The 23,608-nt window shown below is 33.7% G+C and carries 27 protein-coding genes and 1 tRNA gene; 13 read left to right on the top strand and 15 right to left on the bottom strand.

Going from position 1 to position 23,608, the window contains the following annotated elements; translation table 11 throughout:
- Positions 1–32 precede the first annotated feature (32 nt).
- Genes bshB1 through NG655_RS04180 form a run of 3 tightly spaced genes read right to left on the bottom strand, consistent with a single transcriptional unit; the run spans position 33 to position 2,386 of the window.
- A complete protein-coding gene (gene bshB1, locus NG655_RS04190; RefSeq protein ID WP_252158092.1) occupies positions 33–749 on the bottom strand; it encodes a bacillithiol biosynthesis deacetylase BshB1 in 717 nt (238 codons plus the stop codon).
- Positions 746–1,894 carry a trans-sulfuration enzyme family protein gene (locus NG655_RS04185; RefSeq protein WP_252158091.1) on the bottom strand — a complete coding sequence of 383 codons (1,149 nt, stop codon included), beginning with the start codon at positions 1,892–1,894 and terminating at the stop codon, positions 746–748. The genes bshB1 and NG655_RS04185 overlap by 4 nt, the downstream gene beginning before the upstream one ends.
- Before the next feature lie 9 nt (positions 1,895–1,903).
- Positions 1,904–2,386, bottom strand: coding sequence for a glutathione peroxidase (locus tag NG655_RS04180; protein ID WP_252158090.1), 483 nt, complete (start codon positions 2,384–2,386; stop codon positions 1,904–1,906).
- Between the two features lie 250 nt (positions 2,387–2,636).
- On the opposite strand from NG655_RS04180, the gene NG655_RS04175 reads away from it, so the two are divergent.
- Together NG655_RS04175 and NG655_RS04170 are read left to right on the top strand one after the other, a co-directional pair.
- Positions 2,637–3,197 carry a YeeE/YedE family protein gene (locus NG655_RS04175; protein WP_252158089.1) on the top strand — a complete coding sequence of 187 codons (561 nt, stop codon included), beginning with the start codon at positions 2,637–2,639 and terminating at the stop codon, positions 3,195–3,197.
- A 2-nt stretch (positions 3,198–3,199) separates the two neighbouring features.
- Positions 3,200–3,610: a DUF6691 family protein gene (locus NG655_RS04170; protein WP_252158088.1), complete on the top strand. Its 411-nt coding sequence runs from the start codon at positions 3,200–3,202 to the stop codon at positions 3,608–3,610.
- Here the strand turns inward: NG655_RS04170 and NG655_RS04165 are convergent.
- The 5 genes from NG655_RS04165 to NG655_RS04145 are packed head-to-tail and all read right to left on the bottom strand — an operon-like array spanning position 3,607 to position 7,116.
- A complete protein-coding gene (locus NG655_RS04165) occupies positions 3,607–3,882 on the bottom strand; it encodes an ATP-dependent Clp protease adaptor ClpS (RefSeq protein ID WP_419469267.1) in 276 nt (91 codons plus the stop codon). The genes NG655_RS04170 and NG655_RS04165 overlap by 4 nt on opposite strands.
- Position 3,883: 1 nt before the next feature.
- Positions 3,884–4,720: a 50S ribosomal protein L11 methyltransferase gene (prmA, locus tag NG655_RS04160; RefSeq protein ID WP_252158087.1), complete on the bottom strand. Its 837-nt coding sequence runs from the start codon at positions 4,718–4,720 to the stop codon at positions 3,884–3,886.
- Positions 4,720–5,469: a triose-phosphate isomerase gene (tpiA, locus tag NG655_RS04155; protein WP_252158086.1), complete on the bottom strand. Its 750-nt coding sequence runs from the start codon at positions 5,467–5,469 to the stop codon at positions 4,720–4,722. Before tpiA ends, prmA begins: the two co-directional genes overlap by 1 nt.
- A gap of 31 nt (positions 5,470–5,500) precedes the next feature.
- A complete protein-coding gene (locus NG655_RS04150) occupies positions 5,501–6,577 on the bottom strand; it encodes an ABC transporter permease (RefSeq protein ID WP_252158085.1) in 1,077 nt (358 codons plus the stop codon).
- Positions 6,578–6,579: 2 nt separating this feature from the next.
- Positions 6,580–7,116: a DUF1599 domain-containing protein gene (locus NG655_RS04145; protein ID WP_252158084.1), complete on the bottom strand. Its 537-nt coding sequence runs from the start codon at positions 7,114–7,116 to the stop codon at positions 6,580–6,582.
- 70 nt (positions 7,117–7,186) lie between these two features.
- Between NG655_RS04145 and folP the strand changes: the two genes are divergently transcribed.
- Together folP and cdaA are read left to right on the top strand one after the other, a co-directional pair.
- Positions 7,187–8,026, top strand: a complete 840-nt coding sequence (gene folP / locus NG655_RS04140; protein WP_336511172.1) for a dihydropteroate synthase — start codon at positions 7,187–7,189, stop codon at positions 8,024–8,026.
- A 31-nt stretch (positions 8,027–8,057) separates the two neighbouring features.
- Positions 8,058–8,846, top strand: coding sequence for a diadenylate cyclase CdaA (cdaA, locus tag NG655_RS04135; RefSeq protein ID WP_252158083.1), 789 nt, complete (start codon positions 8,058–8,060; stop codon positions 8,844–8,846).
- On the opposite strand, the gene NG655_RS04130 is transcribed toward cdaA, so the two are convergent.
- The 3 genes from NG655_RS04130 to NG655_RS04120 form a co-directional block, all read right to left on the bottom strand.
- Positions 8,843–10,606 carry an ABC transporter ATP-binding protein gene (locus tag NG655_RS04130; RefSeq protein WP_252158082.1) on the bottom strand — a complete coding sequence of 588 codons (1,764 nt, stop codon included), beginning with the start codon at positions 10,604–10,606 and terminating at the stop codon, positions 8,843–8,845. The two genes, cdaA and NG655_RS04130, sit on opposite strands and share 4 nt — an antisense overlap.
- The gene (gene truA / locus NG655_RS04125) at positions 10,606–11,343 is read right to left on the bottom strand and encodes a tRNA pseudouridine(38-40) synthase TruA (RefSeq protein ID WP_252158081.1); all 738 of its coding nucleotides are present in this window, start codon (positions 11,341–11,343) and stop codon (positions 10,606–10,608) included. The genes NG655_RS04130 and truA overlap by 1 nt, the downstream gene beginning before the upstream one ends.
- A 211-nt stretch (positions 11,344–11,554) precedes the next feature.
- Positions 11,555–11,848, bottom strand: a complete 294-nt coding sequence (locus NG655_RS04120; protein WP_252158080.1) for a hypothetical protein — start codon at positions 11,846–11,848, stop codon at positions 11,555–11,557.
- A gap of 28 nt (positions 11,849–11,876) precedes the next feature.
- Between NG655_RS04120 and NG655_RS04115 the strand changes: the two genes are divergently transcribed.
- Positions 11,877–12,386 (top strand): metallophosphoesterase family protein, encoded by a 510-nt coding sequence (locus NG655_RS04115; protein ID WP_252158079.1) that lies wholly within the window; start codon positions 11,877–11,879, stop codon positions 12,384–12,386.
- On the opposite strand, the gene NG655_RS04110 is transcribed toward NG655_RS04115, so the two are convergent.
- A complete protein-coding gene (locus NG655_RS04110) occupies positions 12,383–12,778 on the bottom strand; it encodes a DUF4293 family protein (RefSeq protein ID WP_252158078.1) in 396 nt (131 codons plus the stop codon). The genes NG655_RS04115 and NG655_RS04110 overlap by 4 nt on opposite strands.
- Positions 12,779–12,930: 152 nt before the next feature.
- Between NG655_RS04110 and rho the strand changes: the two genes are divergently transcribed.
- Positions 12,931–14,580: a transcription termination factor Rho gene (rho, locus tag NG655_RS04105; RefSeq protein WP_252158077.1), complete on the top strand. Its 1,650-nt coding sequence runs from the start codon at positions 12,931–12,933 to the stop codon at positions 14,578–14,580.
- Positions 14,581–14,721: 141 nt separating this feature from the next.
- On the opposite strand, the gene rpsT is transcribed toward rho, so the two are convergent.
- The 3 genes from rpsT to proS all read right to left on the bottom strand — a co-directional run bounded on the left by rpsT (position 14,722) and on the right by proS (position 16,666).
- On the bottom strand, positions 14,722–14,973 hold the full coding sequence (gene rpsT / locus NG655_RS04100; protein ID WP_252158076.1) for a 30S ribosomal protein S20: 252 nt from the start codon (positions 14,971–14,973) through the stop codon (positions 14,722–14,724).
- A 22-nt stretch (positions 14,974–14,995) separates the two neighbouring features.
- Positions 14,996–15,067 (bottom strand) — tRNA-Glu (locus NG655_RS04095).
- A 120-nt stretch (positions 15,068–15,187) separates the two neighbouring features.
- Positions 15,188–16,666, bottom strand: a complete 1,479-nt coding sequence (proS, locus tag NG655_RS04090) for a proline--tRNA ligase (RefSeq protein WP_252158075.1) — start codon at positions 16,664–16,666, stop codon at positions 15,188–15,190.
- Between the two features lie 343 nt (positions 16,667–17,009).
- On the opposite strand from proS, the gene NG655_RS04085 reads away from it, so the two are divergent.
- The 7 genes from NG655_RS04085 (at position 17,010) to NG655_RS04055 (ending at position 23,532) form a co-directional block, all read left to right on the top strand.
- Complete coding sequence (locus NG655_RS04085; RefSeq protein WP_252158074.1) at positions 17,010–18,113, top strand: hypothetical protein; 1,104 nt, start codon at positions 17,010–17,012, stop codon at positions 18,111–18,113.
- A gap of 28 nt (positions 18,114–18,141) precedes the next feature.
- Positions 18,142–19,641, top strand: a complete 1,500-nt coding sequence (locus NG655_RS04080) for an outer membrane protein transport protein (protein ID WP_252158073.1) — start codon at positions 18,142–18,144, stop codon at positions 19,639–19,641.
- Positions 19,642–19,720: 79 nt separating this feature from the next.
- Positions 19,721–20,401, top strand: a complete 681-nt coding sequence (gene folE, locus NG655_RS04075) for a GTP cyclohydrolase I FolE (RefSeq protein WP_252158072.1) — start codon at positions 19,721–19,723, stop codon at positions 20,399–20,401.
- Entirely contained in the window at positions 20,401–21,873 is a 1,473-nt protein-coding gene (gene cysS, locus NG655_RS04070) for a cysteine--tRNA ligase (RefSeq protein WP_252158071.1), read from the top strand. Before folE ends, cysS begins: the two co-directional genes overlap by 1 nt.
- A 10-nt stretch (positions 21,874–21,883) precedes the next feature.
- On the top strand, positions 21,884–22,105 hold the full coding sequence (gene yidD / locus NG655_RS04065; protein WP_252158070.1) for a membrane protein insertion efficiency factor YidD: 222 nt from the start codon (positions 21,884–21,886) through the stop codon (positions 22,103–22,105).
- Positions 22,106–22,157: 52 nt separating this feature from the next.
- The gene (gene lgt / locus NG655_RS04060; RefSeq protein ID WP_252158069.1) at positions 22,158–22,982 is read left to right on the top strand and encodes a prolipoprotein diacylglyceryl transferase; all 825 of its coding nucleotides are present in this window, start codon (positions 22,158–22,160) and stop codon (positions 22,980–22,982) included.
- Between the two features lie 10 nt (positions 22,983–22,992).
- On the top strand, positions 22,993–23,532 hold the full coding sequence (locus NG655_RS04055; RefSeq protein WP_252158068.1) for a YfiT family bacillithiol transferase: 540 nt from the start codon (positions 22,993–22,995) through the stop codon (positions 23,530–23,532).
- Positions 23,533–23,608: the final 76 nt, after the last annotated feature.

Here is a 23,608-nt window from a genome sequence, read left to right as displayed (position 1 = left end):
TTTTTGACCTCGCCAAAGTCTTGAAAAAGAATTTAAAATAAATTATTAAACGACTGAATTCCAGGTACTCTCTCGGCTGTAAATCCCTCTGCAGCTTCTACCCCACTGAGCCTTCCCAAATTTTGAGCTCGATACCGAACACTTTCTAGGAAATTCTGACTACTTATTGGGGTTTGGGGTGCTTTGCTATTTAAATCGAAAAATTGACTGGAGTAAGCTTTTATACATTCCATTTTTTGATTCATATGCGCTGATATGTCTACAACAAAATCGGGCTCAATATCTTTCCATTGAATGTAATGATATACTTGTTTTGGTCGCCAAGCTTGTTGAATATCCCCTTTAAATTTAGTTTCAACCTTAACCAGTCCAGACAAGAAACATGCGTTGCTAACCAACGCACTTCCTTTTGGATGATCTATATGTCGGTCATCAATAGAATTACATAAAACTACATCCGGCTGATGAAGTCTTATAAGCTTGATTACTTCTAATTGATGTTGCTCATCATTTATAAAAAAACCATCTCTAAATCCTAAGTTCTTTCTGAATGAAACACCCAGAATAGAAGCTGCTTTCTTTGCTTCTTCGTCACGAATAACCGCAGAACCTCGTGTACCCAGTTCACCGCGAGTAAGATCTACTATTCCTACCGTCTTTCCTTCTTTTACTGCAGATAATATACTACCTGCACAACCCAATTCTACATCGTCAGGGTGGGATCCAAAAGCTAAAATATCTACTTTCATAGTTTAGATTTTATTAATGCTTGATCAATGTCTTCTTTTAAATCATCAAAATGTTCTATACCGACAGAAAACCGAATCAGGTTGTCTTTTATTCCCTGAGCTTTGCGTTCTTCTGAACTTATTAAAGCATGAGAAGTTTTTGTAGGTATTGTTATAGTGCTTTCAACTCCTGCAAGACTTACGGCTGGTTTTATCAGGTGTAGATTTTTTTGAAAAAGGTCTAAATCATGAGAACGAGAAAGTTCAAAAGAAAGCATTCCTCCAAATCCATTCATTTGTAAACAAGCTAATTCATGATCAGGATGTGATTTTAATCCTGGGTAATATACTTGATCTACTGATTTGCTGTTTTCTAAAAATTTGGCTAATTCCACAGCATTTTCGTTTTGTGCTTTCACGCGAATAGATAAAGTTTTCATACTTCGTTCAAGAAGCCAAACTGTATAATCGCTTAAACTACCTCCTAGATTTTTAGCCATCTGAAAAACTACCTCTATATGTTTTTGTGAACCTACTACGGCTCCTGCTAGAATATCGCTATGACCACCCAAATATTTAGTAGCACTATGAATAACAACATCGATTCCAAAAGATATTGGATTTTGATTTATGGGAGAAGCAAATGTGTTATCGATTATACTTATTACGCCTTTCTTTTTAGCCATCTTAGCAACTGCCTCAAGATTAACTAGCTTCATTAAAGGATTACTAGGAGTTTCTATAAAAACAACTTTTGTATTTGGTTGTATTAACTTTTCTAAATCGGAAGCAAGTAGTCCTGGACTAAAAGAATATTCTATCCCGAACTTTTCAAATTCTTCCACAATTAGATTGGTTGTACCTCCATACAAATCAGCCTGGAGAACAATATGATCACCACTTCTTAAATGAGATAAAAGAGCAGTAGAAATTGCTGCCATTCCAGAACCAAATATAATGCCTTGCTCTGCCCCTTCTAAAGCAGCAATTTTCTTAGCTAAACCAACTTGGTTTGGTGTATTGAAATATCTCGGATAGCGTGTAACCTCAACCTCGTCATAAGCATAAGCAGTTGCCATATACAAAGGTGATATTGCTCCTTTATTTTCAAGATCTTTCAACTGTCCTTCATGAACACAAAGAGTTTCTAATTTGTTTTTTTTCATTAAATAATTTTACTTAGTAATCCATTCTATTACTTCAGGATCATCCGGTAAAGTCCTAGGATCTATCATTTTCTCAACAACTCCCTCTTCATTGATTAAGAATTTTTGAAAATTCCACGTGACTTTAGAATCCATAACTCCGTTTTTATTTTTGTTTGTTAGAAATTCATAAACTGGATGAATGTCTTCCCCAATAACATCAATTTTTGACATCAACGGAAATGTTACACCAAAATTTACTTCGCAGAAGTTTACAATTTCTTCTTCGGTTCCTGGTTCTTGACTTAAAAAATTATTAGCAGGAAAACCTATTATAGTAAAATTATCTTGACCATATTTTTCATATAAAGCCTGTAATTGTTTGTACTGGGGTGTCAATCCACATTTTGAAGCTGTGTTTACAATCATTACTTTTTTACCTTTTAATGATCCCAAATCAAAGTCCGCTCCTGAAATGCTTTGAACTGTAAATTGATGGATTGTATTATTCATATTTTAATATTTTTTGGATCTAGTAATTAACCAGAGGTTAATATTTAAAGCACGAAATTAATTAGATTCCTAATCTCTTTAATAATTAATTTATCTGACGTGAAAGTACACAAAATCTGTCAGGTACAAAAAAAGTAACCAAACGAAAAAGGTTAAGGATTTATAATATTGAATTAAACACTTTGTAACTTTTGTTACCCGAAAACATAATAATTCTGATTAATTTTGAATCAAATTAAACACAAATTAAATGGATTATATTTTAAACCCTTGGCCGTGGTATATAACCGGTCCTTTAATAGCTATAGTAATGTTTTTGCTAGTTTCTTTCGGGAAAACTTTTGGAATGTCTTCTAACCTTAGAACCATATGCTCAATTGGAGGTGCTGGGAAATATGCTTCTTTTTTTGATTTTAACTGGAAAGAGCAACAGTGGAATCTGTGGGTAGCAGTTGGAAGTATTATTGGTGGATTTATAGCCGTTCATTTTCTAAGCAACAGCAATCCTATCGACATAAATCCGAGTACTATAGAGGTGCTTTCTAGTTATGGTTTCAATGGTCCTGAAGCAAATTTAGCACCCGCTGAACTCTACTCTTTTGAAGCTCTTAAAAACCCGTTCAACTTGTTCCTACTCGTAATTGGTGGAATATTCATAGGATTTGGAACACGTTATGCTGGTGGATGCACCTCAGGTCACGCTATAACAGGACTTAGCAATCTACAACTTCCTTCTTTAGTAGCCGTTATTGGATTCTTCATAGGAGGTTTACTCATGACTCATATTTTATTCCCACTTATTTTTCTATAATTATGAAAGCATTAAAATTCTTATTTACCGGTATTTTTTTCGGAATTGTACTCACTAAATCACAAGCTATTTCCTGGTATCGTATTGTAGAAATGTTTCGCTTCGAATCCTTTCACATGTATGGTATTATCGGAAGTGCAGTTGTAACCGGAGTTATATTAATACAACTCAGTAAAAAATTAAAATTAAAAACTACTGAAGGTGATTTAATTTCGCTTCCTCAAAAAGCAAAGAAGTATAAGAGTGCACTTTTAGGAGGTACAATATTTGGGTTGGGATGGGCTTTAGCAGGTGCATGTCCTGGTCCTATGTTTATATTACTAGGTGCTGGCTATTATTCTATAGCCATCGTATTAGTTTCTTCGATTGTAGGAACCTTTATATATGGTTTGGTTGCTGATCGACTTCCCTAAACAAGTTCAGCAGACAAACCCGCTTTTAAAAGTAATGTACAACGGGGTTCTAAATCTTTAAAAGAACCCGTTTTTACCGAACACTTTCCATTATAATGGACTATAAAAGCACATTGTTCGGCTTGTTCTAGAGTATGGTCACAATACCGTATTAGACAGTTAATCACATGATCAAATGTATTAACATCGTCATTATGTAATATAATTTGATGTTCTTTTTCGGTAAGAACATCAAATTCACCTTGCTCTTGCTCTTTTGGATTTATTGGCATCTTATTGCTTAATAAATTTAACAGCTACCCAGTCCTCTTTTTCAAAATGAGTACTATAATCTAGATTAGCTAAATTACAAACATTCTTAATATCTTCAATATCTGATGAATAGAAACCACTGAGTAAGAGGATTCCACTTTTTGAAAGACAAGAAGCATAAACAGGAATATCTTTTAGCAGAACATTTTTGTTAATATTTGCAATTATAAGGTCGTACTTCTGATCTTTTAAAAGACTAGAATCACCCTCGAAAGCAGTTAGGTTTTTACAATCATTTAAACCTGCGTTTTCTATAGTATTCTCATAACACCAAGGTTCAATGTCAATCGCATCAGCTTTAAGTGCTCCTTTTTTTAAGGCTAAGATTGCTAAAACGCCTGTTCCGCACCCCATATCCAAAACGGTAGCTTCATCAAGATCTAAATCAAGAATATGTTGTAACATCATGTAGGTAGTTTGATGATGACCCGTACCGAAACTCATTTTAGGCGTTATTATTAATTCATAATCAACTGAAATAGGATCATGAAAATCAGCTCGAACAGCGCATTTTTCTTCAATTATAATAGGCTTAAAATCGGATTCCCAAACTTCATTCCAATTTTTAGGTTCAATAGAATTAACAGTATATTGAATAGAAAAGTCTGGATTTTTTAGAAATGGTATTTGAGAAAATGCAGTCTCATTCCAATCATTTTTTGGAATATAGGCTTCCATTCCAGCTTCTGTATCAACAAAACTTTCAAACCCTATTTGAGCAAGTTCAGCTGTTAAAATTTCTGTAGTTGGCTGAACTGGCTCGAGAGTAAAAATTAATTGAACGTAGGGAGTCGACATTAAATAGACTTAATAATTGTAGTGAAGTCTGCAGCGTTAAGAGCAGCTCCCCCAATTAATCCACCGTCAACATCTTGCTTAGAAAAAATTTCTTGAGCATTTCCAGGCTTAACACTTCCACCATATAGTATAGAAACCTCATCTGCTAAAGAAGCATCATATTGATCTTGTATTAAATTTCTAATGAATGCATGCATTTCTTGAGCTTGATCTGGAGAGGCAGTCTCACCTGTTCCAATTGCCCATACCGGTTCATAAGCTAAAATAATTTTAGCCCAAGCTGATGCTTTTAAATGAAAGAGTGCATTACTAATTTGAGATTTTACAACTTCAAAGTGATTTTCTGACTTACGGTCTTCTAGTTCTTCACCAAAACAAAATATAACATCCATATCATGATCAAGAGCATTATCAACCTTCTTGGCAAGTGTAGCGTCATTCTCTCCATAATATGCTCGTCGTTCTGAATGTCCTAAAATAACTGTCTCAATTCCAATACTAGATAACATCGCTGGAGAAACCTCTCCTGTGAACGCTCCAGATTTAGCTTCATGCATATTTTGTGCAGCAACCTCAATTGAAGAATCTGAAGTTAAGGAAACTGCTTGCGCCAAATGAACATAGGAAGGTGCAACAATAACACGGGTAGAACCTAAATTACCTTGAGATTTTAAAGATTCTATTAAAGTATTTGTTTCTGAAAGATTATTATTCATCTTCCAATTTCCGGCTACAATTTTAGTACGCATAATTTTGTTATTTAATTTAATTTAATTTAATTTAAAATGGTTTTGCTTGTGGATCGATCACAACATAAAGTAAGTCAACAAAGGTATTGATAATAATGAATAAAGTTGCAATTATTAACACCGAACCCATAACGACAGGAATATCTAAAGTATTCAGGGAATTTACAATCTCTTTACCTAAACCACGCCATCCAAAAACATATTCTACAAACACTGCTCCCGCCAACATGGAAGCAAACCATCCAGATACAGCAGTGATTACCGGGTTTAAAGAATTTTTTATTGCGTGTTTATAAATTATTCTAAGGGGTGACAAACCTTTTGCTCTAGCGGTTGTTATATAATCCTGACTCATTACTTCTATTAAGCCGCTACGAACTAATTGAACTATTACTGCGAGCGGACGAATACCCAAAACAAAAGCTGGTAAAATTAAATTTTTAAGTTTTAGTTGTAGTCCCTCACCAAAATCATCCAGCTCATACAAACTCCCCGTCATATTAAGATTAGTATACTCGTTTAATAGATATCCAAAAATCCATGAAAAGAGAATTGCGCTAAAAAAAGAAGGTAAACTCATACCGACAGTACTAATCAGCTGAATGCTTGAATCAATCCAAGTGCCTTTAAAAATCCCTGAGATAACTCCAAAAACAAACCCTAAAAGAATGGCAATACATATAGAGGAAACTGCCAATAAGAAGGTATTAGGTAATGTTTCTGAAATGATTGATTTCACTTTCTTTCCTTGACGTTGGTACGATGTTCTCAAATAGGGAGTTTTTAATACGAGACTATAATTTGAAAAAGAGGTAACTAAAAAGCCTCCGTATTTTTGAGCACTATAAAAGGTAAAATCATGGGGATGATTTGAATGAAAAGACACAGGACTTAAGTCATTGAGATAAATGATGTATTGAGTTCCTATTGATTTATCAAAACCATATTTTTTTTTTACTTTTTGTAGCTGAATTTCAGTAGCATTTTGATCTAAAACCATTTGAGCTGGATCACCTGGTAATACATTAAAAAGAAAAAAAACAACTGTGGCTACTCCAAAAAGGGTAAGTATTCCGCTGACTATTTTTTTTATCAAAAAAGAAAACATGTCTAGGAGTCCAAATGAATCAGTGCAAAAACTGCATAGTTAATCATATCTTGATAGTTAGCATCAATACCCTCACTAACAATAGTTTTACCATGATTATCTTCAATTTGTTTTACTCTAAGTAATTTCTGTAGAATCAAATCAGTTAAGGAACTAACTCGCATTTCTCTCCAAGCTTCACCATAGTCATGATTTTTATCCATCATTAACTTAAAAGTTTGGTTCAAATGCTTTTCATATAATTCAGTAGCTTTTGGAGCATCTAAATCGGGTTGTTCCGCTACTCCAAGCTCTAATTGAATTAATGCCATTATGGAATAATTGATTATGCCGATGAATTCACTAACCTGACCTTCTGCAATTTTTTGCTCTTCTAAATCTTGTATACTTCTGATTCTTTGAGCTTTAATGAATATTTGATCTGTAAGTGAGGGAAGTCTAAGAATTCTCCAAGCGGAACCATAATCCTTCATCTTATTGATAAATAGCTCTTTACAGGAATTAGTAATCTGTTGATAATGTGCTTGTGTAGATTTCATAGGTATTGCAAATATGTGTAAATTTCGTTTAATTTTTTAAGTCTTTCAAATATTCCTAAAAAAGTTATTCATGAATACCAAACGCAGCATGACAATTAATTGTAGAGGGAACCTTCTTGATTTTTCAAAACCAAAAATAATGGGGATCCTTAATCTTACTCCCGACTCTTTTTTTGATGGTGGGAATTTTAATTCAATAGACCATGCAACTAAACAATGCGAAAGAATGATTCTTGAAGGCGCTGACTTTATTGACATTGGAGCAGTAAGCTCAAAGCCTGGAGCAAACCAAGTGAAGGAAAATGAAGAACTAAATCGCTTACTCCCCGTTTTAGAAAAACTAATTACTGAATTTCCTGAAATGTATTTTTCGATAGACACCTTTAGATCTAAAGTAGCATCCGAAGCTTTAGAACTTGGGGCTTCTATAATAAACGATATATCTGCAGGTGGTTTTGACTCTGAAATGTTAGCTGTGGTTGGAAGACACAAGGCTCCTTATATTGCAATGCACATGCAAGGAAAACCAAGTGACATGCAGCTGAACCCGAAATATGGGAATTTAATGGAAGAGCTTATATTTTTCTTTTCTGAAAAAATAAAAGAAGCGCATACTGCTGGGATTAATGATCTTATCATCGACCCTGGTTTTGGTTTTGGAAAAACAAAAGAACATAATTTTAACATTCTAAAGAACCTAGAAGATTTTCAAAATCTTAATACACCAGTACTTGCAGGTATTTCTAGAAAATCAATGATATACAAAACCTTGCAAGTAGATGCAGCCTCGGCATTAAACGGAACTACAGTCTTAAATACCATAGCACTATCCAAAAAAGCACAGATCATTAGAGTTCACGATGTCAAAGAAGCAAAAGAATGTATTGATTTATTAGAGGCACTTCAATAGTTTTTCTAATTTTACAAAAAACAAGACTCCATTGGAAGGTTTAAACTTTTTAGAAATAAGTTTTATTGATGTAACCGATATTATTTTGGTTGCGATTCTACTCTACTATTTATACAAATTAGTAAAAGGAACGGTTGCTATTAATATATTCCTTGGGATTGTAATTATATATCTAATTTGGGTGCTTACAGACGCACTTAATATGGACGTCTTAAGTAATATCCTCGGGAAATTTATAAGCGTAGGATTTTTTGCTCTTATTGTAGTGTTTCAACAAGAAATTAGAAAATTTTTGCTTCTCCTTGGATCTACAAATTATACCAGCAGAAAAAGTCTTTTTCGATATTTTAACTTTCTAGGCCAGGAAGACGGCGTTGTAAAACTAGATCTTGCAACACTTACCAATGCTTGTGAGAAAATGGCAAGTGAAAAAACTGGAGCTATAATAGTAATTGAACGGTCAAATTCTTTAGACTTTTTAAAGAACACCGGAGATAGAACTCAGATAGAGCTATCCTCACAAATATTAGAAACCATTTTTTTTAAAAATAGCCCCTTACACGATGGAGCAATAATTATAAAAGACAATATAATTACTGCAACAAGAGTGGTTCTTCCAGTTTCAGATTCAGAAATGATACCTAAAAAGTACGGCTTACGACACAGAGCAGGAGCTGGTATATCTGAAAAAACAGATGCTTTGGTTATAGTCGTTTCTGAACAAAGAGGCCAAATAACCTACATTAAAGACGGAGAATTTATAAACTTTACCTCTGTAGATAAACTGAAAAGGATGCTCAGCGAGGAACTATCTTTTTAGACTAGGGTCTCAGAAAACTGAACCTGATGTAATTTCTGATAATATCCTTCTTTCTTACTTAAGAGTTCTTTGTGAGTTCCTATTTCTACAATTTCACCTTTATCCATAACAACAATACGATCAGCGTTTTGAATCGTAGCCAATCTATGGGCTATTATTAATGAAGTTTTGTTTTGAGTTATGGTCTCAGTTGCATTTTGAATTAATTCTTCGGAATAAGAGTCAATTGAAGAAGTTGCTTCGTCTAACACTAAAATAGTAGGCTTTGATAAATAAGCACGTAGAAAAGCAATTAATTGGCGTTGCCCAGCAGAAAGCATAACACCCCGTTCCTTAACATTATACTGATAACCACCCGGCAATGAATTTATAAAATCATGGACCCCAATTTCTTTTGCAGCTGCTTCAACTTGATTTAAACTAATACTAGGATTGTATAGTGCAATGTTGTTATAAATCGTATCTGCAAATAAAAAAACATCTTGCAACACAACTGCTACGTGCCTTCTAAGATCTTTCAATGAATAGTCTCTAATCGAAATCCCGTCTATTTTTATATCTCCTGAATTGAATTCATAGAATCGAGACAACAAATTAATAATAGTGGACTTACCGGCTCCAGTAGCACCAACAATTGCAACGGTCTCTCCAGGATATACTTTTAGATCAATTCCCCTTAGAACCTCTTCTCCTTCAATGTAAGAAAAGTGAAGTTTCTCTAAATTAATTTCTCCCTTAATCTCTTCAACCTCGATCGTTCCATTATCTTCGATTTGACTCTCTGTTTCAAGAATTGCAAATACACGATTTGCTGCTACCATTCCCATTTGTAGAGTATTAAACTTATCTGCAATTTGACGTAAAGGTCTAAAAAGCATTTGGGAAAGTTGTATGAATAAAAATATAATCCCAAGTGTAATTGTTCCTTGGGCAATTACATTTAACCCTCCATACCAGACCAAAAGCCCAATAGTTACAGAAGTTGAAAGTTCTGCAATCGGAAAGAAAATAGAGTTAAACCATACGGTTTTAAGCCATGCTTTTTTATGCTTAGAATTAATTTCCATGAAGGTTTTCTGTTCAATAACCTCACGATTAAAGAGCTGGACAATCTTCATTCCTGAAATGCGTTCTTGAACAAAAGTATTTAAATTAGCTACCTGCTTTCTTACTTCCTCAAAAGCTTTCTTCATGGATTTTTGAAAAACCCGAGTTGCATACAGTATTACAGGTAAAACAGAAAAAACAATGAGAGACAACTGCCAATTAACATAAAGCATTACTCCTATTACGACACCCATTTTTAATAAATCGGCTATGATCATAAACAAGCCTTGACTAAAAATACTAGCAATAGTTTCAATATCACTTACCGAACGAGTAACTAATCGACCTACGGCAGAAGTATCATAATAAGCCATTTTAAAACGAATTAGTTTTTGAAATAACTCAACTCGCAGGTCCTTTACAATCATCTGACCAAGCCAATTTGCATAATAAATGAATATAAATTGAAAAAAGACTTCCAAAAATAAAGTGAGCAACATCAGCAGAGAAAAAAACTGTAAGCCTTCGTAATCTTTAGGAGTAATGTAATCATCAACAACTACTTTCAATAAATAGGGACTGAGCGTAGAGAATACAGAAAGTAAAATAGCAGAAAAAAGTACAAAATAATAAGTTAACCTATATGGATTAGAATAATCCATTAGTCTCCCAAACAATTTTAAATCGAATACTTTACCGTTAACTTTTGCCATTAATTTATATAAATATTATTGGGGTATTGAATATCGGTAAGATACAACCCATGTGCCGGAACAGAAAATCCAGCATTACTTCTTTGCTTACTTTTTATAATTTCAGCTACTTCTGCAACAGAAGTTTTGTTAGTACCTACATCTAAGAGCGTTCCCACAATTGCACGGACCATATTTCGCAAAAAACGATTGGCTGTTATGGTAAAAACATACCCTCCCTCCTTTTTGACCCACTCTGCGTGAGAAATTTCACAGAAAAAAGTTTTTACATCTGTATTGGTTTTTGAAAAAGCTTCAAAATCTTTAAACGTTTTAATTAAGTCAGCAGCTTCATTCATTTTACTTAAATCTAAAGAATCTTTTAAAACATAAGAAAGTCCATTAGAAAAAGGATTTTTCTGAACATCAATGTGATACTCATAGGTTCTAATTAGTGCGTCGAAACGTGCATGAGCATCCTCTTTTACTTTCTGAATGGAATGAATTACAATTTCTTTTTTAAGATACTGATTGAGCAAATACACCAAGTTATCATAAACCTTTTGTGGAATATCGGCATCAAAATGAGCAACCATTAGTTTTGCATGAACCCCAGTATCTGTCCTTCCAGCTCCTGTAATCTTTATTGGAATTCGCAATACGGTGGCAAGCGCCTCTTCTAGAACCTCTTGAACACTGATTGCGTTGGGTTGACATTGCCACCCATGAAAAGGGGTTCCATTGTACGCTAAACTCATAAAATACCTCACCCTACAAAGATATTAGATTTTATAGGATGAATAAATTTAAAAGAGAAAACCTTAGTTTAAATTAATAAAAATTGTGGGTTAGCTGATATTTGACTCAATCTCAGCAATAACCCTCTCCGCATCTATTTTGTTGTTAGTTAAAAAAACTTCAGCAACTAAAGGCCCTCTATGAATTTGAATTGTATACGATTCTTTAATTTTAATTACATATAAAAAAAACTACCCATACAATAGCATGAATAACATTGAAAAAGCCATTTACATTACTAAACAATATTCCAGTTGAAATTAAAAATGAACCCGTAAAAAACAGTAATTTAAAATGAGAAGGGTACTCTTTTTTTATATTCATCCGAGTTATATCAGAATATAAAATTTCCTTTGAAACATGATCTTCAAACAAACGATAATTTATTCCAGTTGAAACTATATCAATAAAAGAGTTGCAAGGGTGTTTTGCAGTATATTGCATTAGAATAAGATTTGGTTTCATAAATGTACATTAAAAACTTTACACCTAGTTGAAAAAAATATTACTTCTTTCGGATACCCATGGACATATAGACAATAGTATTTTAAAGTATGTTAAACAAGCGGACGAAGTTTGGCATGCTGGTGATATCGGAGATCTAAATGTTACTGATACCATTGAAAAACTGAAACCACTAAAAGCGGTCTATGGAAACATAGACGGGCAAGAGGCACGAGTCACTTTTCCAGAGTTTCAACATTTTTATTGTGAAAAAGTTCAGGTTTTAATGACACACATAGGTGGAAACCCGGGAAGATACAACCCAAAAGTTCGGGAGGCATTGAGTAAATCATTCCCGAAAATATTCATATGTGGACATTCTCATATCCTAAAAGTAATGCAGGATAAAAAATACAACCACTTACATATGAATCCTGGTGCTGCAGGAGTTCAAGGGTTTCATAAAATAAGAACCATGCTTCGCTTTGAAATAAATGGAGCTAAAATTGAAAATCTTGAGGCAATTGAACTTGGAATAAGGGGATCTGTGAAAGACTAACGCAAACGGTCTACAGAACGAATTAAATTTTCATCTTTTTTAATGTATTTATTAGCTACAATAAGTAAGATCCAACTTACTAAAACAGCTATAAAATGAACAGAAAAAAGACTTTGTAGCTCAAAATTTTGTGAATCATACATATACAGATGTGCTATCTCTAATGCAATTGATGCAAAAAGAATAATTCTATTCATTAAAAGTTGCAATGTGCGTTTTGAAAACAATAAAATATTAATAAAAATAAGTATTGAAAAAATATAGGGAGCAAGCGTAATTAAAGATGAAAGTTCTTGTAAACTATCCGTAATAGCAGGAGGATAAAAGAAATTTACAATCAGTATTAACATGATGTAGCACAATAAAAAAACGGTTTGGATTCTCTGAAGCATTATTTTTTTTTTCAAAATTAAAGATTTTTCGTTGGAGGTTATATTTTTTTCGTAATATTGTTATAACAATCTACTATTCCAGTAGATGTTCTTCAACAAAACATCATACTTAATCCGGATTCTACGGGAGAAGTCAATTTCACAAATAAAGAATGTACGAAATATCAGAATTAAAGAGTAAAAAACTACCTGATTTACAGGTTATTGCTAAGTCAATTGGAGTAAAAAGAATTACAGGCTTGAAGAAAATGGATTTGATTTATCAAATAATCGACTTCGTTTCAGCAAACCCAGATGCAATTAAAAAAGCTCCCAAAACAACGGAAAGTAAACTCGTTGTTAACGATGAAAAAAATGGGTCTGAACCGAAACCAACAACAAACAAGCCGAAACCACAAAAAAATAAAAAAGTAATTTCGGTTGAAAAGGAAACTTCTGAAGAAACAAAATCAGAAACCAATTCTAAGGAAAATTCAAAGCCTGAAAAAGTAAATCCACAGGATTCTAAAAAACCCGTTCATAAAGGAAACCCAAATCAAAAACAAAACGGGAATCCAAACCAGAAACAAAACGGAAACCATAAACAAAATCCAAACCAGAGAAAAAACAATAATCCCAACCAAAAGAAAGCAGATCACAATCATAACAAAGACAAGCGTAATAGATATCGTGAGCCTGATTATGAATTTGAAGGGATCATTGACTCAGAAGGTGTACTGGATATAATGTCTGAGGGTTATGGATTTTTAAGATCATCTGACTACCATTATCTTTCATCTCCAGATGACGTATACGTTTCTCAGTCACAAATACGTTTATTTGGATTAAAAACTGGAGATACAGTATTAGGTACCGTTAGACCGCCAAAAGAAGGAGAAAAATATTTCCCCCTTATCAAAGTTAATAAAATTAATGGTCTTGATCCAAAAGTGGTTCGCGATCGTGTTTCATTTGAACATTTGACTCCCCTTTTCCCACAAGAAAAATTCAAATTAGCAGAAAAACAAAGTACGATTTCTACAAGAATTATCGACTTATTCTCTCCGATTGGAAAAGGACAAAGAGGAATGATTGTTTCTCAACCTAAGACGGGTAAGACCATGTTACTTAAAGATATTGCAAATGCAATTGCGGCTAATCATCCTGAAGTCTATCAAATAATCTTATTAATTGATGAACGTCCGGAAGAGGTAACCGACATGCAACGTAATGTAAAAGGAGAGGTAGTTGCTTCAACTTTTGATGAACCAGCAGATAGACATGTAAAAGTTGCTAATATTGTTTTAGAAAAAGCAAAACGCTTAGTAGAATGTGGACACGATGTTGTTATATTATTGGATTCAATAACTCGTTTGGCCCGAGCTTACAACACCGTTCAACCTGCATCTGGAAAAATTCTAAGTGGTGGGGTTGATGCGAATGCATTACATAAACCAAAAAGATTCTTTGGTGCAGCTAGAAATATTGAAAAAGGAGGTTCTCTTTCAATCATTGCAACCGCTTTAACTGAAACCGGCTCTAAAATGGATGAAGTAATTTTTGAAGAATTTAAAGGTACTGGAAACATGGAGTTACAATTAGATCGTAAGATTTCTAATAGACGTATTTTCCCTGCAATAGATCTTATTTCTTCTAGTACAAGACGTGATGATATCTTATTAGACGAAAATACAGTACAGCGTATGTGGATTATGCGTAAGTATCTTGCGGATATGAACCCTGTGGAAGCTATGGAATTCATAAATGATAGATTTAAGAGAACTAAAAACAATGAAGAGTTCCTGATTTCTATGAATACGTAGTTTTTGATAAATTATAAATATAAAAAAGCGCTGTTTAATAACAGCGCTTTTTTTTGAACCAATTTACATTAAAAGTATCTTGAGTTAAGACCAAAAAAAGCACTATCTAATGATAGTGCTTTATATTAAAATTTTCAACTACTAGATAGCAGAAACGTGCTTAGTCAATTTAGACTTAAGGTTTGCAGCTTTGTTAGCATGAATGATGTTTCTTTTAGAAAGTTTATCTACCATAGAAATAACGCTTTTTAATAAAACATCAGCCTCTTTACGATCAGTTAATTCTTTTAACTTTTTGATCGCATTACGTGTTGTTTTGTGTTGAAAACGGTTACGTAAACGCTTCTTGTCGTTTGATCTAATTCTTTTTAATGCAGATTTATGATTTGCCATCTAAATGTTGTTTTTTTATGTGTAGCCCGTAGGGGAGTCGAACCCCTCTTTCTAGGATGAAAACCTAACGTCCTAACCGATAGACGAACGGGCCATTTTTTATGGTTGCAAATTTAAAACGAATAAATATATCTCGCAACCCTTTTCGATTAATTTTTATTGATTTTTTTAAAATATTATTTCTTTAAAAAACAGAGTGTTCTCATTTCGTTGATTAATAGGCTTTAGCAAACAAAACCCTTTGTGATGACGGATTCCCACTAAATACACAAGATCCATTTTGTAGTTCAGAATCATAAGGAATACATCTAATAGTTGCTTTTGTAAGCTTTTTTATTTGATCTTCTGTTTCTGATGTCCCATCCCAATGTGCAGAAATAAACCCTCCTTTAGTCTTTAAAACTTCTTTAAACTCATCAAAATCATTTACTTCAGTAACATGATCATTCCTAAAGTCTTTAGCTTTTGTAAAGAGTGTTTCTTGAATTTCTTTAAGTAATTCAGGGATTAATGTTGCGAGTTCATCTTGAGGAACAAATGTTTTTGATAAAGTGTCTCTTCTAGCTAATTCAACCGATTTCTTCTCTAAATCTTTGGGCCCAATAGCGATTCTCAGAGGCACTCCTTTTAACTCGTAATCATTAAATTTAAAACCAGGTTTAACATTATCACGATCATCAAATTTTACACTTACTCCAACCTGTTCTAATTCTTGTTTTATACTGTTTGCAACTACAGAAATTTCCGCCAATTGCTCCTCCCCCTTGTAAATAGGCACAATAACAACTTGTATTGGTGCTAAGTTTGGAGGTAAAACTAATCCATTATCGTCAGAATGAGTCATTATTAATGCTCCCATTAAACGAGTTGAAACTCCCCAAGAAGAGGCCCAAACATACTCTAAACCACCTTCTTTGGTTGCGTACTTCACATCAAATGCTTTTGCGAAATTCTGTCCTAAAAAATGGGAGGTTCCAGCCTGCAAAGCTTTACCGTCTTGCATTAATGCTTCAATGCAATACGTCTCCTCTGCTCCTGCAAAACGTTCACTTTCTGACTTTACCCCTTTTATAACAGGAATTGCCATGAAGTTCTCCGCAAAATTTGCATAAACATCATTAATTAAAAGTGTTTCTTCTAATGCTTCTTCCCTAGTTGCATGAGCCGTGTGACCTTCTTGCCATAAAAACTCAGCCGTTCTTAAGAATAAACGGGTGCGCATTTCCCAACGAACTACATTTGCCCATTGGTTTATTTTAATTGGTAAGTCTCTATATGATTGAATCCAGTTTTTATAGGTATTCCATATGATTGCTTCACTGGTCGGACGAACTACAAGCTCTTCCTCAAGCTTAGCTTCAGGATCAACCATCAACTTTCCTTCTGCATCTGGATTGTTCTTAAGTCGATAATGAGTCACCACTGCACACTCTTTCGCAAAACCCTCAGCATTTTTTTCCTCTGCTTCAAAAAGACTCTTGGGAACAAAAAGAGGGAAATAAGCATTTTGATGACCTGTTTCCTTAAATTTTTTGTCCAACTCAGCTTGCATCTTTTCCCATATAGCAAAACCATAGGGTTTAATTACCATACATCCTCTTACTGCAGAGTTTTCAGCTAAATCAGCTTTATTCACTAATTCGTTATACCACTTAGAATAATCTTCCGAGCGTTTAGTTAGTTTTTTTGACATTGTTTTATAATCGTGTTAAACTAGAAATTTCACTAGAGAATTAAAGTACAAAACTAATTATTTTAGTTCTGATTATGCTATTAATATCTGAATGTTATCCGAAATAAATTCCTTCCTATATTCAAGGACCTAGTATGTATACAGAAAATATTGAAACATAACTTCAAGTATACTTTAACATTTTTTTATTTAAAGATTAAATCAATAGGAATTTAACAGGGGAAATAGGTTCCTTTTTAAATAATAATTTTTGTGGCACAGAATTTGAAATAACATTAACAGAAACAATTTCTAAAAGAAATTATTTTAAATTACTTTTGTATAACAACTAAAGCTAATCCTTATGAAAAATCATGTATCACTTTCTACTTTAAGAGTAACATTACTTCTTTCTATTGTATTGATTCTTCATTCGTGCGGTAGCTTTCAGCCGACATCGCAATACGCAATCGATGGGATATATGGGAGTGATCAAAATTCTGTAAAAGCCTCACCATCGGAAGTTGTTTCTAGTAATTCTGCTAACACTCAATTTATAGACCAGGATTCAAATCAATACAACTGGGATGATAATGTAGACGGATTGTATTTCACGGACACAAACAGTTATGTTGGAGGTGCATTAAACACCACTCAAGGAACTTTAGGTCAATGGGGAAGTAATCCGCAAAACACTAATATTTACTTCTTAGGAAGCCCAGTTGACTATAATCTAGGGTATTTAAGATTTGATCCATATTTCAATAACGGCTTTATCTTTGGAAATTTTAATAGAGGATTCTTTGGGAATAATGCGAGTTTATATAACCCGTATCGATGGGGATTTTATAATCCACACTTCTCCTCTTTTCCATACGCGTACTTTAACCCATATTTTGGAAATTATTACGGATTTAATGGTTTTAATCGCTTCAATGGATTTAATTACTTCAATCAATTCAACAGAAACGGAAATAGAATCGTTAATAATCGTATCCTTCCTGTAAGAAGAGCTCTATCTAAATCTAGAAGAGGCAAAGACGAAACCAATAGCAATAATATTAGAGGGACTAGAACTTCTGCAACGTCTACAAGAAGAGGAAATATAAATTCTAGAAGCAATAAGGTTGATGTACCAACAGTTATCAGTTCTGGAAGAAATACTGCAAATCCTGAGGCGAATAAAGAAGAACGTCTCCGCGAATATGCAAGAAGATATATAACTTCTAGACAAAGTAACAACGCTACTCCTCCTAGAGAAATACGTTTCAATCTTAACAGTAGAGCTAACACCAATGAATCGAACAAAAGAATTCGACCTAGCTCAAGCTCTTCTAGAAGTACAACTAGGAGTTCTGAACCTTCTTTTAACAGTTCAAGATCATCTAGTTCAAACTCTAGCGCAAGAAGTAGTAGTTCTTCTTCCAGATCGAGCTCAAGATCAGTTAGTTCAAATAGAAGAAATTAATCAATTTAAACATACTTAAGAATTTAATATGAATCATTTATATAGAGCCATAGTTTTGCTTTTTTTTACCACCTCTGTCAGCGGTCAAACACTAGAAGACGTTCTAAGATATAGCACTACAAATCAGAATGGAACTGCCCGTTACAACGCTATGGGAGGTGCTTTTGGAGCCCTTGGAGGGGATTTTGGAGCGATTGCAAACAACCCTGCAGCCAGTTCTGTTTTTGAAATAACTGAGTTTGGAATTACTGCAAGTTCCATTAAAAATATAAATAATACAGATTATTTGAACACTAATTATGTTACCGATAATCGTGATTTAGATTTTGATCAAATGGGGTTTGTTTTGGTATTGAAAAATACAGATGACAGCCCTTGGTCAAAAATAAGTTTTGCTTTTAATTTTCAGAAAACAGCAAACTTCAACAACAATTTTGAAGCCGAAGGTTATAATACAAGTGGAATTGATGAGTATTTCCTCAATAATGCTCAAGGTTTTGCTCTTGAAAATTTTCAATTGATAGATGATGAAAATGATTCCGATTTGTATGGATTTCTAGCAAGTGAATTTGGTTACAGTGCTCAGCAGGGATTTTTAGGGTATCAATCTTATGTGATTGAAGCTGATGAGGATACGCCGATTAATACTTCCTATTATAGCAATGTAGCTCCAGGAGCAGGTGGATTTTTTCATGAATATGTTACGAATAGAACTGGAGGAATAAAAAAATACACCTTTAATGCAGGTGCTGTGCTTAATAACAAACACCATTTTGGATTGAATATTAATTCACATAACTTAGAATATAGAGAATCTACCAACTTCTATGAAAGTAACTATTCTGATGATTCTAATATCAGTGCTCTGAGGTTTAACAATGAGTTGTACACTTTTGGTAAAGGGGTTTCTTTTCAGCTTGGGGTTATTTCAAAATTAAATAATAATATACGTCTTGGATTGAGTTATGAAAGCCCAACTTACTTTAGTTTATTAGAAGAAACTAGACAATTCATTGTTACTAATACAGAGAGGAACATAACTATAGAACCGAATGTAATAAATGAGTATCCAGCATACAGGTTTAATACACCTTCTAAATACAATGGGAGTATTGCATATGTTTATGGAAAGAAAGGGCTTCTAAGTTTAGATTACACCCAAGTAAATTATGACAAATCGAAATTTAACGAGCCAAATGATACTTATTTGAATAATCAAAATTCACTAATTACCAGTAATTTAGACTCCTCTGGGATTTTAAAAATTGGAGGAGAATATCGTTTTGGAAATTATAGCATAAGAGGAGGTTTTATAGAAGAAGGAGCATCATTGAAAACATTTGACAATAGCCGAACTTCTAAGAGTATAGGCGCTGGAATTAATTTCGGAGGAAGTACATTAGATTTGAGTATTGTAAGCAGTGAGCGAATAAACCAACAGCAGTTATTTTCAACTGGCTTAATAGACAAATTTGACTTAAAGAAAGAAGTTTTAACGATTGGATTAACCTATTCCTTAAAGTTCTAGATAAAACCTGTTGTCTAAATAACAAGTTGCCTTAAAAAATGTGGCATAAATGTTTATCTTTGCTTTACTTAAATAATCTATGAAAGTTAATAATTCCCTTGAAGAAAAGATCGACATCTATGGTGACGATCATGTTGGTAGTAGTGCAATAACTCCGTTAAGACCTGATGCTTTTGAACTTAGCAACCCTAAAAAAATCGAAATGATTGAAGAAAAGGTTGGTGAAATTCTAGAAATCTTAGGTATGGATTTGACAGATGACAGTATTAAAGGAACTCCAAAAAGAGTTGCTAAAATGTATGTCAACGAAATTTTTAGCGGACTTCATCCAGACAACAAACCAAAAGCATCGACTTTTAGTAACAATTACAAATACGGGGAAATCCTTGTAGAAAAGAACATAACTGTTTACTCTACTTGCGAGCATCATTTACTTCCAATAGTAGGAAAAGCACATGTAGCCTATATTTCTAAAGGCACTGTTGTTGGTTTGTCTAAAATGAATAGAATCGTTCAATACTATTCTCAACGCCCACAGGTTCAAGAACGTTTAACGTTACAAATTGTTGACGAATTGAAAAAAGTACTTGGTACTGAAGACGTGGCCTGTGTAATTGATGCTAAACATTTATGTGTTAATTCAAGAGGAATAAAAGATATAAGTAGTAGCACAATCACTTCCGAATTTGGAGGAGCATTTAAAACTAAAGAAACAAAGCGCGAATTTTTGGATTATATCCAACTCGACACAGAATTCTAATGCAGCAACTTTCTGTATACAATTCCTTAAGTGGAAAAAAAGAAGTTTTTAAACCAATTACACCTAATTATGTTGGAATGTATGTTTGTGGACCTACTGTTTACAGCAACGTTCATTTAGGTAATTGCCGAACTTTTATGTCTTTTGATTTAATCTTTAGATACCTTAAGCACTTAGGTTATAAAGTAAGATACGTAAGGAACATAACAGATGCAGGTCACTTAGAGAATGATGCAGATGAAGGTGAAGATCGAATCGCAAAAAAAGCACGTTTAGAGTCTATTGAACCCATGGAAGTAGTTCAACGATATACAGTTGACTTCCATGAAACATTAGCCAAATTTAACAACCTCCCTCCGAGTATAGAGCCAACTGCTACTGGTCATATTATTGAACAAATAGAAATAATAAAATCAATACTGGACAAAGGATTTGCTTACGAGATCAACGGTTCTGTATATTTTGATGTTCTGAAATACAACGAATCACATAACTACGGAAAACTCAGTGGTCGCAAAATAGAAGATCTAATTCACAACACTAGAAGTCTTGAGGGACAAACTGATAAAAAAAGCCCACAAGATTTTGCCTTATGGAAAAAAGCGGAACCAAAACACATCATGAGATGGCCGTCACCATGGAGCGATGGATTTCCAGGCTGGCACCTAGAGTGTACCGCAATGAGTACAAAATATCTCGGAAATCAGTTTGATATACATGGAGGTGGAATGGATCTTAAATTTCCACACCACGAATGTGAAATTGCTCAGGCAGAATCTATGACTAATGAAGCTCCTGTGAACTACTGGCTACATGCCAACATGTTAACGCTTAATGGCCAAAAAATGGCAAAGTCAACTGGCAATAATATTTTACCCGAAGAAATGTTTTCCGGTGAAAACAAAATTTTCAGTAAAGCTTTTTCTCCTGCTGTTGTTCGATTTTTCTTATTGCAAGCTCATTATAGAAGTATTGTAGACCTAAGTGAAGATGCACTTCTTGCTTCCGAAAAAGGGTTTAATAGACTTCAAGAGGGAATTCAAACCCTAAAAAAAATAACTACCTCTAACAAAACAGAAGGATTCGACTATGAACTTTGGGAAACCAAATGTTATGCTGCAATGAACGATGACTTTAACAGCCCAATACTCATAGCACAACTTTTTGATGCAATTAAATTTATAAATGCTGTTGGTAACGGAGCAGCTTCGATATCTGCTGTAGATCAAGAGAAATTATTAGATACAATATTAATTTTTGTTGAAGAGGTAATGGGCATTACTCTTAATGAAAATGAAAATAAGTCTTCTATTACAGCAGCTTTAGAAGGTACAATTTCAATGTTAATTGATATCCGAAAAACTGCTCGAGACAATAAAGACTTTGCAACATCTGACAGAATACGGGATGAACTTCTGGCTCTTGGAGTTCAATTAAAAGACGGAAAAGACGGAACTGGCTTTAGTATTTAAAAGAAAGGCCATGAAAAGAATATTAATTCTACCCTTTGTCTTGTTAATAAAATTTTACCGGTCTTTTATATCTCCTTTTACTCCCGCAACTTGCCGTTATAGTCCCACCTGTTCTCAATATGGATTAGAAGCTTTTGAAAAACACGGCCTTTTCAAAGGGTTTTATTTAACTATTAAAAGAATTTTGAGTTGTCATCCTTGGAGTAAAGGCGGATTTGATCCGGTTCCATAAATTAATATTAAGTAATAAATTTTAGGTACTTTTAACCATCAAAATTAATAATATGTTTTTTTCAAAAATACACTGGGCGCCAACAGAAACTTTATTTAAAATAGGGTCTTTCGGGATACACTATTACAGCCTGATGTTTGTTATAGCGTTTTCATTTGGACTTTATCTCATGAAAAAAATATATGAAAAAGAAAAAGTGTCGACGGAATATGTAGAACCTCTACTTTTTTATGTAGTTATTGCTACTTTGTTAGGAGCCCGTTTGGGAGAGGTCTTTTTTTACAATTGGGGGTACTATCAAAATCATATTATAGAAATTCTATTACCTATAAAAGAACTTGATAATGGGGATTATAAATTTACAGGCTTCAGAGGATTAGCTAGTCATGGAGCCGCAATTGGGATTTTAATCGGTTTATACTTATATCAGAGAAAATACAACTACAAACCTCTGATATGGATATTAGATCGTTTGGTTATTCCTGTTAGTATAGGAGCAGCATTTGTTCGTATAGGAAACTTTTTTAATTCCGAGATTGTAGGAAAATATACTGGAAATAACTTTGGCGTTGTGTTCGATAACAGAAGAGAAATAGCCCCAAGGCATCCCGCTCAATTGTATGAAGCTATTGGATATATCGCATTATTCTTTTTACTTAGATATTTGTATAAAAACAAAATTAACCGCAATAATGGTTATTTATTTGGTGTATTCTTTGCTGTACTTTTCAGTGTTCGATTTTTGGTGGAATTTGTAAAAGTTAGTCAAGGAGGTTTTGAAACATTCGCTCCTATTCTTTCTACGGGTCAATGGTTGAGTATTCCTATGATTCTTTTTGGATTGTTCTTTGTGTTTAGAAAAACTGAATTAAAATAAAGAATTTTCCATGGATACACTCGAAAAACTACGTTTTCCTATTGGTAAATATGAATGGTCAACTGAACCACCATCTGAAGATAAAAAAATCAAACTTTTAGCGACCCTAAAAGAGATTCCTACCTTATTGAGAGAGGAAACTAAAGACTTAACTTTCGATCAATTACAGACACCCTATCGAGAAGACGGATGGACAATAGCTCAAGTAGTTCATCATCTTGCAGATAGTCATACTCATGCCTACCTAAGATGTAAGCATGCATTACTCGAAAATACTCCAAGCATAAAAGATTATGCAGAAGTAGACTGGGCTAACTTAGAAGATGCTCGTGAGATAGACCTTTCCTCTAGTTTATTAATCCTTGAAGGGGTTCATAACCGCTGGATTACATTTTTTAATTCTCTTACAGGAGAACAATTTAAACGTGAATATCTGCATCCAGAACGTTCTAAAAAATATCCGATTTATGTTGTTATGGAGCTATATACTTGGCACAGCCTCCACCATCTAGAACATATTCGTGTCTTAAAAAATAAAAAAGGCTGGTAACCTTTAATTTTCTTTTATTGAATATTATTTTTAAAAGCGTTAGGAATATCATAAAAAAAAATCACGGCTTACACCG

The sequence above is a fragment of the Candidatus Arcticimaribacter forsetii genome (genome assembly GCF_910589745.1).
GTDB classification, from domain to species: domain Bacteria; phylum Bacteroidota; class Bacteroidia; order Flavobacteriales; family Flavobacteriaceae; genus Arcticimaribacter; species Arcticimaribacter forsetii.
The sequence above is the reverse complement of the archived record's forward strand: the minus strand, read 5'-3'. Positions and strand labels throughout refer to the sequence as shown.

Coding starts and splice junctions, on each gene's coding strand:
- NG655_RS04170 (WP_252158088.1), top strand. CDS start 3,200: ATGAAAGCATTAAAATTCTTATTTACCGGTATTTTTTTCGGAATTGTA.
- NG655_RS04185 (WP_252158091.1), bottom strand. CDS start 1,894: ATGAAAAAAAACAAATTAGAAACTCTTTGTGTTCATGAAGGACAGTTG.
- folP (WP_336511172.1), top strand. CDS start 7,187: ATGAATACCAAACGCAGCATGACAATTAATTGTAGAGGGAACCTTCTT.
- tpiA (WP_252158086.1), bottom strand. CDS start 5,469: ATGCGTACTAAAATTGTAGCCGGAAATTGGAAGATGAATAATAATCTT.
- NG655_RS04080 (WP_252158073.1), top strand. CDS start 18,142: ATGAATCATTTATATAGAGCCATAGTTTTGCTTTTTTTTACCACCTCT.
- NG655_RS04120 (WP_252158080.1), bottom strand. CDS start 11,848: ATGAAACCAAATCTTATTCTAATGCAATATACTGCAAAACACCCTTGC.
- proS (WP_252158075.1), bottom strand. CDS start 16,666: ATGTCAAAAAAACTAACTAAACGCTCGGAAGATTATTCTAAGTGGTAT.
- NG655_RS04085 (WP_252158074.1), top strand. CDS start 17,010: ATGAAAAATCATGTATCACTTTCTACTTTAAGAGTAACATTACTTCTT.
- yidD (WP_252158070.1), top strand. CDS start 21,884: ATGAAAAGAATATTAATTCTACCCTTTGTCTTGTTAATAAAATTTTAC.
- rho (WP_252158077.1), top strand. CDS start 12,931: ATGTACGAAATATCAGAATTAAAGAGTAAAAAACTACCTGATTTACAG.
- truA (WP_252158081.1), bottom strand. CDS start 11,343: ATGAGTTTAGCGTACAATGGAACCCCTTTTCATGGGTGGCAATGTCAA.
- NG655_RS04150 (WP_252158085.1), bottom strand. CDS start 6,577: ATGTTTTCTTTTTTGATAAAAAAAATAGTCAGCGGAATACTTACCCTT.
- bshB1 (WP_252158092.1), bottom strand. CDS start 749: ATGAAAGTAGATATTTTAGCTTTTGGATCCCACCCTGACGATGTAGAA.
- NG655_RS04110 (WP_252158078.1), bottom strand. CDS start 12,778: ATGCTTCAGAGAATCCAAACCGTTTTTTTATTGTGCTACATCATGTTA.
- NG655_RS04180 (WP_252158090.1), bottom strand. CDS start 2,386: ATGAATAATACAATCCATCAATTTACAGTTCAAAGCATTTCAGGAGCG.
- folE (WP_252158072.1), top strand. CDS start 19,721: ATGAAAGTTAATAATTCCCTTGAAGAAAAGATCGACATCTATGGTGAC.
- NG655_RS04145 (WP_252158084.1), bottom strand. CDS start 7,116: ATGAAATCTACACAAGCACATTATCAACAGATTACTAATTCCTGTAAA.
- rpsT (WP_252158076.1), bottom strand. CDS start 14,973: ATGGCAAATCATAAATCTGCATTAAAAAGAATTAGATCAAACGACAAG.
- NG655_RS04165 (WP_419469267.1), bottom strand. CDS start 3,882: ATGCCAATAAATCCAAAAGAGCAAGAGCAAGGTGAATTTGATGTTCTT.
- NG655_RS04175 (WP_252158089.1), top strand. CDS start 2,637: ATGGATTATATTTTAAACCCTTGGCCGTGGTATATAACCGGTCCTTTA.
- NG655_RS04130 (WP_252158082.1), bottom strand. CDS start 10,606: ATGGCAAAAGTTAACGGTAAAGTATTCGATTTAAAATTGTTTGGGAGA.
- lgt (WP_252158069.1), top strand. CDS start 22,158: ATGTTTTTTTCAAAAATACACTGGGCGCCAACAGAAACTTTATTTAAA.
- NG655_RS04055 (WP_252158068.1), top strand. CDS start 22,993: ATGGATACACTCGAAAAACTACGTTTTCCTATTGGTAAATATGAATGG.
- cysS (WP_252158071.1), top strand. CDS start 20,401: ATGCAGCAACTTTCTGTATACAATTCCTTAAGTGGAAAAAAAGAAGTT.
- prmA (WP_252158087.1), bottom strand. CDS start 4,720: ATGTCGACTCCCTACGTTCAATTAATTTTTACTCTCGAGCCAGTTCAG.